Source organism: Mycobacterium sp., from assembly GCF_032161845.1.
In the GTDB taxonomy this organism is placed as follows: Bacteria; Actinomycetota; Actinomycetes; order Mycobacteriales; family Mycobacteriaceae; genus Mycobacterium.
Genome location: NZ_JAVRQA010000473.1, coordinates 1 through 11,481, shown reverse-complemented (window position 1 = coordinate 11,481; position 11,481 = coordinate 1). Strand labels below are relative to the sequence as shown.

At 67.6% G+C, this 11,481-nt stretch carries 12 protein-coding genes, 1 tRNA gene and 1 pseudogene; 5 read left to right on the top strand and 9 right to left on the bottom strand.

Annotated features, from left to right (window positions below; genetic code table 11):
• Both QOD90_RS25705 and QOD90_RS25700 read left to right on the top strand, forming a co-directional pair.
• Window positions 1-150, top strand: a pseudogene (locus QOD90_RS25705) (aminotransferase); the annotation flags it as partial.
• Window positions 151-183: 33 nt separating this feature from the next.
• Window positions 184-1,410 carry a YibE/F family protein gene (locus QOD90_RS25700; protein WP_526354400.1) on the top strand — a complete coding sequence of 409 codons (1,227 nt, stop codon included), beginning with the start codon at window positions 184-186 and terminating at the stop codon, window positions 1,408-1,410.
• On the opposite strand, the gene QOD90_RS25695 is transcribed toward QOD90_RS25700, so the two are convergent.
• The 6 genes from QOD90_RS25695 to dcd form a co-directional block, all read right to left on the bottom strand.
• Complete coding sequence (locus QOD90_RS25695) at window positions 1,407-2,156, bottom strand: maleylpyruvate isomerase family mycothiol-dependent enzyme (protein WP_526354398.1); 750 nt, start codon at window positions 2,154-2,156, stop codon at window positions 1,407-1,409. The two genes, QOD90_RS25700 and QOD90_RS25695, sit on opposite strands and share 4 nt — an antisense overlap.
• A gap of 2 nt (window positions 2,157-2,158) precedes the next feature.
• Window positions 2,159-3,508 carry a cytochrome P450 gene (locus QOD90_RS25690; RefSeq protein WP_526354396.1) on the bottom strand — a complete coding sequence of 450 codons (1,350 nt, stop codon included), beginning with the start codon at window positions 3,506-3,508 and terminating at the stop codon, window positions 2,159-2,161.
• Window positions 3,505-3,831 (bottom strand): DUF1330 domain-containing protein, encoded by a 327-nt coding sequence (locus QOD90_RS25685; RefSeq protein WP_526354394.1) that lies wholly within the window; start codon window positions 3,829-3,831, stop codon window positions 3,505-3,507. The genes QOD90_RS25690 and QOD90_RS25685 overlap by 4 nt, the downstream gene beginning before the upstream one ends.
• A 9-nt stretch (window positions 3,832-3,840) precedes the next feature.
• Window positions 3,841-5,190, bottom strand: a complete 1,350-nt coding sequence (locus tag QOD90_RS25680; RefSeq protein ID WP_526354392.1) for a UDP-glucose dehydrogenase family protein — start codon at window positions 5,188-5,190, stop codon at window positions 3,841-3,843.
• A 114-nt stretch (window positions 5,191-5,304) separates the two neighbouring features.
• Entirely contained in the window at window positions 5,305-6,900 is a 1,596-nt protein-coding gene (locus QOD90_RS25675) for a DUF7159 family protein (protein ID WP_526354390.1), read from the bottom strand.
• A gap of 158 nt (window positions 6,901-7,058) precedes the next feature.
• Window positions 7,059-7,628, bottom strand: a complete 570-nt coding sequence (gene dcd, locus QOD90_RS25670; RefSeq protein ID WP_526354388.1) for a dCTP deaminase — start codon at window positions 7,626-7,628, stop codon at window positions 7,059-7,061.
• 151 nt (window positions 7,629-7,779) lie between these two features.
• Here dcd and QOD90_RS25665 point away from each other — a divergent pair, with 151 nt between their 5' ends.
• The 3 genes from QOD90_RS25665 to QOD90_RS25655 all read left to right on the top strand — a co-directional run bounded on the left by QOD90_RS25665 (window position 7,780) and on the right by QOD90_RS25655 (window position 10,265).
• On the top strand, window positions 7,780-8,634 hold the full coding sequence (locus QOD90_RS25665) for a cutinase family protein (RefSeq protein WP_526354386.1): 855 nt from the start codon (window positions 7,780-7,782) through the stop codon (window positions 8,632-8,634).
• Window positions 8,635-8,704: 70 nt separating this feature from the next.
• Window positions 8,705-8,778: transfer RNA gene (locus tag QOD90_RS25660), tRNA-Gly, on the top strand.
• Window positions 8,779-8,927: 149 nt separating this feature from the next.
• On the top strand, window positions 8,928-10,265 hold the full coding sequence (locus QOD90_RS25655; protein WP_526354384.1) for an adenylate/guanylate cyclase domain-containing protein: 1,338 nt from the start codon (window positions 8,928-8,930) through the stop codon (window positions 10,263-10,265).
• Here QOD90_RS25655 and QOD90_RS25650 read toward each other — a convergent pair.
• The 3 genes from QOD90_RS25650 to QOD90_RS25640 all read right to left on the bottom strand — a co-directional run.
• Window positions 10,262-10,420, bottom strand: coding sequence for an integrase (locus tag QOD90_RS25650; RefSeq protein ID WP_526354382.1), 159 nt, complete (start codon window positions 10,418-10,420; stop codon window positions 10,262-10,264). The genes QOD90_RS25655 and QOD90_RS25650 overlap by 4 nt on opposite strands.
• Window positions 10,421-10,751: 331 nt before the next feature.
• Window positions 10,752-10,874: a hypothetical protein gene (locus QOD90_RS25645; protein WP_526354380.1), complete on the bottom strand. Its 123-nt coding sequence runs from the start codon at window positions 10,872-10,874 to the stop codon at window positions 10,752-10,754.
• A 36-nt stretch (window positions 10,875-10,910) separates the two neighbouring features.
• Window positions 10,911-11,481 (bottom strand): helix-turn-helix domain-containing protein (locus tag QOD90_RS25640; RefSeq protein WP_526354378.1); only part of this gene is annotated, 571 nt, incomplete at its 5' end.

Below are 11,481 nucleotides of genomic sequence, written 5' to 3'. Positions count from 1 at the left end.
CTGCTCCAGGAGAAGATCCTGGTGGTGCAGGGCACCGGATTCAATTGGCCCGCACCCGATCACCTGCGCATCGTGACCCTGCCGTGGGCGCGTGACCTGACCAACGCGATCGACCGGCTCGGCAACTTCCTGGCCAGTTACCGACAGTAACCTGCCCACCGGCAAAGCCTCTACCCTGTCCGGGTGGCGCATTCGCACTCGCACTCTTCGCCGTCCGGCCCGGCGCCGCTCGGACCGATGGCGGCCAAGGTCGTCGTCGGGCTGCTCATCGCGATAGCCGTCGCCGTCATCGCCGGAATGGCACTGCTCTGGCCCAGCCACCAGAGCGTCGACATCCCACTGCCGTTCCAGAACGCTGCGGGGGGTGCCGTCACGACGGAATCCGGCCGCGTGGTGTCCAGTTCGGAAGGGCCGTGCGGCAGTCCGTCGGCGGGCGCCGTGCTGACGTCATCGCCCGTCGCCGCCCAGCCGGGGGGCGGCGAGTGCGTCCAGTCCCTCCTCGAGATCGGGTCGGGGCCGAACAAGGGCGCCGACACCCTGCTGGAGTTCAGCGGTGGGCCCGGCCAGCCGAGCCTCGCCGTCGGTGACGACGTCCGGGTCAGCAGGCAGGTCGACCAGAACGGCACGACGACGTACGCGTTCTACGACTTCGAGCGGACGTGGCCGCTGGCGATCCTGGCCGCCATGTTCGCCGTCGTCGTCGTCGCGGTGGCTCGGTGGCGGGGACTACGCGCGATCGTCGGCATCGTGGTGGCCTTCGCCGTCCTGATGGTGTTCCTCCTGCCCGCGTTGCGGGACGGGGCGCCCGCGGTCCCCGTGTCGCTGGTGGCATCGGGGGCCATCCTGTACGCCGTCATCTACTTGGCGCACGGCGTCAGCCTGCGCACCAGCGCCGCCCTGCTCGGCACGTTGACCGCACTGCTCCTAGCAGCCGTATTGTCCTGGGCCGCAATTGAACTAGTGCATCTCACCGGATTGTCCGAAGACCAGAACAACGAGGTAGCCGCCTACCTCGGCAACGTGTCCATCACGGGACTGCTGCTCGCTGGGTTCATCATCGGCTCGCTGGGCGTCCTCAACGACGTCACGGTCACGCAGGCGTCGACGGCCTTCGAGATCGCCGAGCACGGCGCCAGTCGGCGGGCCATCTTCGTCGGGGCGATGCGGGTCGGCCGCGACCACATCGCCAGCACCGTCTACACCCTGGTGCTGGCGTATGCGGGCAGCGCGTTGCCTCTGCTGCTGCTCTTCAGCGTCGCGAACCGGTCACTCGGTGACGTGCTGACGAGCGAGAGCGTGGCCATCGAGATCGCGCGGTCCGCGGTGGGCGGCATCGCACTGGCGCTGTCGGTCCCGCTGACGACGGGCATCGCCGCGGTGCTGGCCACGCCGCAGTTGAAGAAGCCCTAGAACGGAGTTCCGTTCAACCAGGAATCCCAGACCGCCTCGTCGCCGAGCACCTCGATGCCTGCCTCCGCGGTGGTACGGCGCCGCGTCACGGCCAACAGCAGGTTGACGGCACTGCCTCGCACCGCGGCCTCACCCTTGATGTGGTCGTGCGACCACTGCAGGCCTTCCTCGTCGTGGGTGATGGTCCACTCCCCCGTAGGGCCGAGCCCGTCGTCGGTGGCGTGCAGGTGCAGCGTGAGCCCCCGCTGCAGCGGGGGCTGATGCAGATCGGCGGTGACGGTCGCGAGGTCGATCCACTCGGAGATGCCGTCGGCGGCCATCTCGGCGGGCAGTTCGAAGTCACCGCCGCTGGCCAGAACGGCGTCGGCGCGGTGCACGGTTGCCTCGTGGACACGACGGCGAATCCACCAGCCCGCGGGCTTCGGCCCGGTGAACGTCCAGACCCTGGTCTCGGGGCCGACCCGGTCGACCGCGTTGATGACCAACTGGGCGCCCGCATTCAGCCAGTCGATCGCACCGTCGGAATCCTCGGGCGGCTTGCCGCCACGCACCTCACGGGGATCGAGCGGCTGCAGCCGACGTTCGGCGATGATCTGCGCCGACCAGCGATGGCCTCGCCCAACATGTTTGAGGAGCTGGTTCATCGTCCAACCCGGGCAGGACGGCACCGGAGCGTCGGGGTCGGCTGCGGCAATGACGTCACCGAGGGCTCGGGTCTCCCCAAGCAGCGTTGCGCGGAAGTCCACGCCTACGAACGTACCGCCGCGCGAGCCTCACCGAGTCTGATCGGCAACGTCGACCACCCGCGAAGCACGCGGGTGTCACGGCGACTCCCGTCGCCTGCGAGTTGGGCGTCGGGGTAGCGCTCGAAGAAGGTCCGAAGGCCGACCTCGCCCTCGGCTCGGGCCAGCGCCGCGCCGAGGCAGAAGTGCCTTCCTCCGGAGAAGGACAGGTGCTTGCCCGCGTTGTCGCGGGTGATGTCGAATCGGTGCGGATCTTCGAACACCTCGGGATCGCGATTGGCCCCGGCGAGGTACAAGATGACGAGTTCACCGGCGAGGATCGGCCGCCCCGCGACCTCGGTGTCGACGCGGGCGAGGCGCGCACTCAACTGCACCGGTGACTCCAGCCGCAGGATCTCCTCGACCGCGCCTGGCCACAGTTCGGGGTCGTCGAGGAGCATCGCCAGCTGATCGGGGTGTTCGAGGAGGATCCGAATTCCGTTGCCCAGCAGGTTGACCGTGGTCTCGAACCCGGCGGCGAGCACCAGCCCCGCCGTGGCGCGAAGTTCTTCGTCGTTGAGTCGGGTGCCCTCGTCGCCGGCCTGGATTATCTGGCTCATCAGGTCGTCGCCGGGATGGCGCTGGAGGTGGCCGAGATGCTGCGCCAGCCAGGAATTGAAGCCGTCGAGGCCGTGCTCCACGCGGAGGTACTGATCCCACGACAGGCCGATGTCGAGGCTGGGGGCGGCGAGCTCGCCGAACTCGAGGATGCGGGGGCGGTCCTGGTCGGGAACGCCGAGGATGTCGCCAATGACCGTGACCGGCAGCTGTGAGCAGTAGCCGACCACGACGTCGACGGTGTCGGCCGGGCCCGCGACGATGCCGTCGAGCAGACCGGTCGCCGCCTGCTCCACCCGTTCCCGCAGTGCCGCAACGGCTCTGGTGGTGAACACCGACGACACCGTCGTGCGGTAGCGGGTGTGCTCCGGCGGTTCGACGGAGAGCATCGACGGCGGAAGCAGCGGATGCAGCCTGCCCTTGACGGTGGTCTTCGCCTCCAGCCAGCCAAGCGGACCCGGCAGGGTCTTGCCGATCGCCGTGACCGAGAAGTCGTCGGACCGCAGGAGTTGATGAGCCAGCGCGTGATCGGCGGTCAGCCATGCCGCGCGCCCGCGAACGATCTTGCCGCGCTCACGGAGCTCGTCGGCGAAGCCACCGGGATCGGCGCGCACTGCGGGGTCGGCAATCAGCCTGCCCTGCATCTCGCCGCGTTTGGCGCCGTAGGACGCCAGTCCCCGAATGACCCCGTGCAGCGCGAACCAGTGCAGGCGCTGCTTGAACTTCGGCCTGTTTGCCATCTTGTATGCCAACGTCATTCCTCGAGCTTAAGCACCGGTCCTAGATCGTCCAACCGATCGAAGAGTTGCCAGATGTAGGCCGAGGTGCCGTTCTCGCGGTGCGCGTGCAGGTCACCCAGCGTGGGATCGTTGCAGTAGCCGTCGAAGGCGTCCTTGTCGGGCCACTCCACCAGGACCAGCACCTGCCGCCCCGCGACTTCACCGAGAACGTTCTCGCGAAACTTGCCAAGGGCGACCACCCGCCCGCCGTAACGCCCCACCTCGGTGACCGACCGTTTGGAGTAGGCCAGGTATTCGTCGCGGTTGGCGACGTCGAACAGGTTCAGGGCGTAGACCGTCATACCTCCAAGCTACGACGCGACCGCGCCCGCCGTTGCCACAAGGCGCCGACCCAACGCGTACATCCGCCAACCCGCGTCCTGCCACCTGTCCACGTCAAGGCAATTGCGCCCGTCGACAACCACTTTCGCGCGGACCGTCGAGGCGAGGGCGGCCGGGTCGAGGTCGACGAACTCCTGCCACTCGGTGAGCACCAGCACGGCGTCGGCGCGGTCGCACGCCTCGAGCACCGACGTCGAGTAGTTCAACGTCGGGAAGACCCGCTGCGAGTTCTCCATCGCCTTTGGGTCGTAGACGTTGACCGCGGCCCCATTGAGTTGCAGCAGACCCGCCACGTTGAGCGCCGGCGAGTCCCGCACGTCGTCGGACTCGGGCTTGAAGGCCGCGCCGAGGACGGCGACGTTGGCCCCGAGAAGTGAGCCCCCGCAGGCCTTGGTGGCCAACTCCACCATCCGGGTGCGGCGGCGCATGTTGATGCTGTCCACCTCGCGCAGGAAGGTCAGCGCGTGGTTGGCGCCGAGTTCTCCCGCCCTGGCCATGAACGCGCGGATGTCCTTCGGTAGGCAGCCGCCGCCGAACCCCAACCCGGCGTTGAGAAATCGGCGCCCGATCCGCGGGTCGTAGCCGAGTGCGTCGGCGAGCAGTGTCACGTCGGCGTCCACCGCCTCGCACACCTCGGAGATGGCGTTGATGAACGAGATCTTGGTCGCCAGGAAGGCATTCGCCGATACCTTGACCAGTTCGGCGGTCTGCAGATCGGTGACCAGGAACGGCACGCCTTCGCCGAGCAGCGGCCCGTAGAGCTGCCGGATGGCGGCCTCGGCCCAAAGCGAATCATGTTGCACACCAAGCACGATGCGGTCGGGGTGCAGGGTGTCGTGGACGGCGTAGCCCTCGCGGAGGAACTCGGGGTTCCAGGCGATCTCGACGCTGACCCCGGCCGGGGTGAGCTGGCGGGCCCGCTCGGACAGTTCGGCTGCCGTGCCGACCGGCACCGTCGACTTGCCGACGATTACGGCGGACCGCTTCAGCCGCGGCACCAGCGTGTCGATCACGGCGTGCACGTGACGCAGATCCGCGCCGTATTCGCCCTTCTTCTGTGGTGTTCCGACACCGAGGAAGTGCACGTCGGCGAACTCGGCAGCCTCGTCGTAGTCGGTGGTGAAGTGCAGACGTCCCGCATCGAGGTTGTCGCGCAGCACCTTTCGCAGCCCAGGCTCGTAGAACGGGATGTCACCCGACGCGAGCTTGGCCACCTTTCCCGGGTCGATGTCGACACCGATGACTTCGTGACCGAGCTCGGCCATTCCAGCGGCGTGGGTCGCTCCGAGGTAACCCGTTCCGAACACAGTGCATCGCATACTGCCTGAATAGGCCTCTGCGATGAGCTAACTGCAAAGTGACACTGAGCGGCAGACCAACGCTGGGTGACGAGTGGACATCAGGGGCGAGCGAAGCGACGGGGGGAACTCCGGCTAGCGGTGTCCGCCACCGCCACCCGGGGCACAGAAGATCAGGAAGCAATTGGAACCGCCGCCGTTGCCACCGTTGCCGCCGCGGCCGGGCCGACCGCCGTCGCCGCCACGCCCTGGCCATCCGTCGTCGTCACCGGAGCCCTGGTTGCTCGGCGGTTGCCACGGGTTCTGCGGCTGCTGCCACGGCGGCTGTTGTTGCCACGGCGGCTGCTGCTGCGGATATTGCGGGTACTGCTGCTGCGGGTACTGGGGGTACTGCTGCTGCGGGTACTGCCCGTACTGGGGATACCGCGGGTACTGCTGAACCGGCGGGCTGAAGATCTGCGGCAGCAGGGGCGGGATGACCGCCGGGACCGGCGGGGCGACCACCGGGACCGGGTCGGGCAACGGCGGCGCGGCAGGCGGGTCCGGGGCAGGCGCGGGCGGCGCCTCCGGGGCGGGGGCAACGTAGACCTGACGGCGCGGTGCCTGCTCCTGCTGAACGACCGGAATCGGCGCCTGGATGGTTTCGGCGGGTGGTGCTGGCGCGGGGGCGACGGGCGCCGGAGCGGGCACCTGGGCGATCTCCGGGAGCGGTGCGGCGGGCGCGGCGGCGCTGGGGATGATCGCCCCCTGGCCGGGGTCGGGACGCTGATCGGCCGTCGGCCGGATGCTCACGGCGAGTGAGATGACCAACGCGATGACCCCGATGACGAAAACCGAGGTCAGGGCGCTTCCCACCAGCAGGAACGGCTTGCGCCCCTCCTCGGCAGGCACGTCGCCGAAGGCTTCGTCGAAACCGTCCTCGTGGAAGGCCAGGGGCGCAGCAGCACCGACGGCCCGGAGCTGGGTATCGGCGCCGGACAGTCCCGGGTAGTCGTTGCCCGCCGTCGCCCCTTCGGGATCCTGCGAATAGGCCAGGCCGACGGTCGACGCGTCGAAGATCGGCGCATTGGCCGCCGCGATCGCCGCACCGCGGGCCAGGGCGAGTCCCGACTCCTCGGGGGCGTTGACCGGGATCGAGACGAGGTCCTGCAGATGGGACTTGACCGATGCGACGTCGACCCCTGAGCCGACGACGAACATGCCCTGCGGCGGAGAGTCCTGCGCGGCGACGGCCGACGCCATCTCCGTCAGCACCGCCATCGCGTCGGTGCTGTGCAGGCTTCTGCTGAGCACCTTCACGATGGAGCCGTCGTCGGTGCGCACGACGGACAGCGTGGCGGTGTCCCGGTCGAGGAACAGTAGGCCGGTGCTCTCGTAACCCACCGCGCGACCGGCGGTCTGGGCGAGCGCGCCCGCGGCATGAAGTTCGGACACCATGATCGCGTCGCGGATGCCTGCCGTGGCGAGGGCGTCGCGCAATTCGGACGCCTCGGTGTGGTCACTCCACGTGACGCCGATGGCCTTGAGTTGGTGGCCACCTTCGCGAGCGCTTTCCAGCGTTCCCTGGACGGCAGCGACCACCTGAGCCGACGCACTCGACGTTGCCGAGCCATCGGACGGTGTCACGTCGAATGTGTCGTGGTCGACGATGGCGCCGTCGCCCTGGATACCTTCGACCAGCACCAGTCGCACCGTCTTTGGCGTCAGAGACACACCAAGTACGATGTCCACGAACTCCTCCAAGTGTTAGCTGTGCTACGTATTTTGTTCTCGCAGAGGGCTCAACGCCCTAGCGGGCCCCAATGTTTCATCGCGTCGACCAGCGCCGTCGTTACACCGAACGCGTCGGTTTTCGGCCCGCTTTTTCGACCCTACCCGCCTCGGCGAGGTCAGTGTCGAATGAAGTTTTGGTAGGACTTCGACGGGGTCGGTCCGCGCTGGCCCTGATACTTCGATCCGACCTTCGCGCTGCCGTAGGGGTGTTCGGCCGGACTGGTCAGCCTCAATAGACAGAGTTGGCCGATCTTCATTCCGGGCCACAGCGTGATCGGCAGATTCGCGACGTTGGACAGTTCCAGCGTGATGTGTCCGCTGAAGCCGGGGTCGATGAAGCCGGCCGTCGAGTGCGTCAACAACCCCAGCCGACCGAGCGACGACTTGCCCTCCAAACGACCGGCCAGGTCGTCGGGCAGCGAGCACCGTTCCAGCGTCGAACCGAGGACGAACTCGCCGGGGTGCAGCACGAAGGGTTCCTCCTCCTTCGGCTCGACGAGCGTGGTGAGGTCGTCCTGACGGATCGCCGGGTCGATGTGGGTGTACCGGGTGTTGTTGAAGACCCGGAACAGGTTGTCCAGCCGGACGTCCACACTCGAAGGCTGAATCAGGCTGTCGTCGAAAGGATCGATCCCCAGGCGCCCTGCGGAGATCTCTGCCCGGATGTCGCGATCGGAGAGCAGCACCCGACGAGCCTAGACGGCGCAACGACGTCGCGACTCGCCTGGCCACCGCCGTCGAGGTGACTCTCTAAGGAAACGCTGTCGTTCTTGTCATATCTCTGTGCCTTCACCAACTCACTAGGCGGCTACCCAAGTTGCGTGTCAGGATTTGCTCATGGGGCTGATGAGACAGGTGACTACGGCCGTGGCGTCGGTGGTAACGATCGCTGCGGCGGCACAGACGTTTGCCATGCCGACGTCGAGCGCCGCGCCATGCCCGGACACCGAGATCGTCTTCGCCCGCGGCACGACCGAAGAGCCGGGCGTCGGTCCCACTGGAGAAGCGTTCGTGGCGGCCCTGCGCGCGCAGGTCGGCGCACGGTCGGTAGGGGTGTACGGGGTGGACTACCCCGCCACCATGGCCTTCTCGACTGCCGTGCAGGGCATCGCCGACGCGCGGTCACACATCTTGACCACCGTCGCCAACTGCCCGAGCACGAAGCTCGTACTAGGCGGGTTCTCGCAGGGCGCAGCGGTCATCGGCTTCGTCACCGCCAGCGTTGTGCCAGATGGGGTTTCATCGCCCGACGTGCCCGCGCCGATGCCTCCCGAGGTGGCTGACCACGTGGCCGCGGTCGTACTCTTCGGCAAACCTTCGAAGCGCTTCATGAACGTGCTCAAGGACCCGGACATCGTCGTCGGCCCCAGCTACGCCGCCAAGACGATCGACCTGTGCGTCGACAACGATCTGGTCTGCGATCCTCACGGCCGAAGCTTCTCCGTTCACGACGGGTACGACGAGGCCGGCCTCGTCGGCCAAGGCGCTACCTTCGCCGCGCAACGGCTGCAGGCACTGTGGACGGCCGATGCGGCCGCCGCGGCAGCTGCGGGCGGCCTGGACCCACAGCCAACGACTCCCGCACCGACCGCGCTGTCCGACGTGACGCCGGCGCAGCACGTCGAGGTCGGGCCGACGCTGCCCGGCCCGGCGCCACTGCCGGGTCCAGCCGCGCTGGCGGACCCGTCCTGATCAGAACCACCCGAGACCTGACCGACGGCGGCGAATGCTAGCCTTCCTGAGCACCAGCACAGCTGGTCAGGCCGATGTAGTTCAATGGCAGAACATCAGCTTCCCAAGCTGAATACGCGGGTTCGATTCCCGTCATCGGCTCCACTTCGACCAGCGCAGGGCATACGCCCGATTCCCGTCCTAGCCCTTGGGGCCGCGGTCCCCGCAATGGTCCCGCCCGCTGGCCGCTGGCCGCCCGAGCGTGTAAGAAAATTGTGCGCGCCCGTCCGACCACGAAATGCGACGATGGACGCGTGAGCGACGGGCGGGTGCGGTACGCCCGCAACGGGGATGTCCGCCTCGCCTATCGGGTCTTCGGCGACTCCGGGCCGCTACTCATTTGGACGCCGGGTTGGGTGGTGAGCAACGTAGACACCATCGGCGAACCCGACAGCCCCTATGTCCGCCTCATAGACCTGGTTTCACAGTCCATGCAGTTCGTCATGTTCGATCGGCGCGGCACCGGCCTTTCCGATCCCACGACGCATCTCCTTTCGCTGGACGAACGGATCGACGACCTCCGCGCCGTGGTGGATGCGATCGGCGTCGACCGCCCGGTGCTGGTGGGCTCCAGCGAGGGTGGGTGTGTCTCCACGCTGTTCGCGGCCAGGTACCCCGAGCGGGTCAGTTTCCTCTGCCTCTACGGGTCGGCGGCCCGGTTCTCGCAAGACCTTCCTGACTTCCCGTGGGGATTCACGCCCGCCGAAGTTGACGCCCAACTCGACGAGATCGACCGCGACTGGGGCGAGGGTGCGCTGGGCGACCTGTTCTACGGCGAGGCCGCCGATGTCCCAGGCGTGCGGCACATGTTCGGCAGGCTGCAGCGGTCGATCGCCAGCCCAACCATGGCGAAGCTCGGCTGGCGGGCCTTCATGGAAATAGACGTAAGCAGCGTGCTGGCCGCGGTGCGCGCACCGACGCTGGTGCTCGCACGCCCAGGCGATCAATTGGTTCCCGTCGAGGCTGCGGCCGCAATGGCGGCCGCCATCCCGAACGCGCATTTCCATGCGTTGGCACCCGGTCCCCACAATGGATTCGACGTCCTCGACGACCTTTTCGAGCACGTAATGGCGTTCGTCTCCGACAATCCAAGCGCTCCCCCCGATGAACGCATCCTGAAGACGGCGATGTTCACCGACATCGTTGGCTCGACCGAGAAACTGACTGCCCGAGGCGACGCACACTGGCGCCATCAGCTGGACATTCACGACAAGCTCGTTGACCACACGCTGTCGAGATTTAGCGGCTTTCGGGCCAACCACACGGGTGATGGGGTTTTCGCGTTGTTCGACGCCCCGACGAAGGCCGCGAAGTGCGCCCTGCAACTCGTCCCTGCCCTGGCTGCGCGTGGCATCCCAATCCGCGCGGGAATCCACACCGGCGAGTGCGAAAGACGCGGCACGGAGTGGAGTGGCATGGCCGTGCACACCGGTGCCCGTATCAGCGCAATGGCAGGCCCAGGCGAGGTCTTGGCCAGCCGCACCGTCCGAGACCTCTCCGCAGGCTCGGGCTTGAGATTCGAAAGCCTTGGCGTGCAGCAACTCAAGGGCCTACCCGAAGAAGTCGAGGTCTTTCGCATTAGCGCGCACTAACCGTGCAGCGGTATCACGTTGCCGCCGTGGTACTTCGGAGCAGCCGCCAGCGCACCGAGCGCGGCCATTTCGTCATCGTGGTTGCCCTTCGCGTATAGATGTGTGTAGACGAGTTCGGTCGTCGTCGGGTTCGCGTGCCCCATCCACTCGGCCACCTGCCGCACCGAGACTGTGGGCAGCTGCTTGCAAATCAGCTGCGTGCAAATCAATGGGTCGCAGACCGGCCGACTTCACGGCGTCTTGCCAGATGGTCGTCGCCATCGTCGCGGAACTCATTCGGGCCCGCCAGGATCTATGGACCGGAGGTAACGCGTGACCCATCCGTCGGGTATTCCGGTGTTCGAACGGTTCTTCCGCTCGGTCGCGGCGATGCCAGAGTTGGCGACCATCAACCAATTCGGCAGCGTCGTGCGGGCCACATCGGCCACTCGGTGCGGATTCCCGGTGGGGCGCCACCCAACCGAACGGCCTCGTGCCGCGCAGCCGTCAACGCTCTTGGGTCGGATTGAGGATGCCGGGGATGACGAAATCGCGAAGCAACGCGCGGCGGTCGGGCCTGGTCTCGTCGGGCCGAGCGGTGAGGTGTTCCATCAGCAGCATCTGTGCCACCCGCACCAGCCAGTCGGCGACGGCGTCGCGGTCGAACTATTCGTTGGTGCGGTTGCCTGGGATGTAGGCGGCCGCCCGAGTGCGGTTGTTGACGCCGAGTTTGGTGAAGATCGCGGTGATGTGGTTGTTGACGGTTTTGGGGCTGATGCCCAGGTTGGTGGCGATGTCAGCATTGCTGTGGCCGGCGGAGAGGTGTTCGAGTACGTCGCGTTGGCGCCGCGTCAGCCCATGTGGGTCGGCGCGGGTTTCGGCCAGGCGCGGGTGGGGGGTTCGGCCGCGGATCTGTGTGAGGCGGTGACGGGCTCGGCGGGCCGCGGCGCGCGCGCCGAGCCGGCGGAAGGTGGCCAGGGCGGCTTCCACGGCGGCTGCGTCGCCGCCGAGCTGGGCCACGGCGGCGTCGTAAGGGCAGCCCAGCGCGGTCCATCCGTCGGCCGCCGCGCGCCAGTCGCCGCTGATTTCCAGCTGGTAGGGCGTCACCTGCTCGGCGGGGGAAATGCTGACTGGTGGACCGCCGGACAGGTGTAACCAGCGGTGCAGGTGTCCGACGATCCACGGGTCTGCCCCGGCGGGTGCGGTGGCCAGTGCGGTTTGCGCCTCGGCGCGGGCC

What these genes read in the sequence shown, in the direction of transcription:
- QOD90_RS25690 (WP_526354396.1), bottom strand. Translation starts at nt 3,508, where the DNA reads ATGACGTTGGCATACAAGATGGCAAACAGGCCGAAGTTCAAGCAGCGC.
- QOD90_RS25685 (WP_526354394.1), bottom strand. Translation starts at nt 3,831, where the DNA reads ATGACGGTCTACGCCCTGAACCTGTTCGACGTCGCCAACCGCGACGAA.
- QOD90_RS25680 (WP_526354392.1), bottom strand. Translation starts at nt 5,190, where the DNA reads ATGCGATGCACTGTGTTCGGAACGGGTTACCTCGGAGCGACCCACGCC.
- QOD90_RS25665 (WP_526354386.1), top strand. Translation starts at nt 7,780, where the DNA reads ATGGGGCTGATGAGACAGGTGACTACGGCCGTGGCGTCGGTGGTAACG.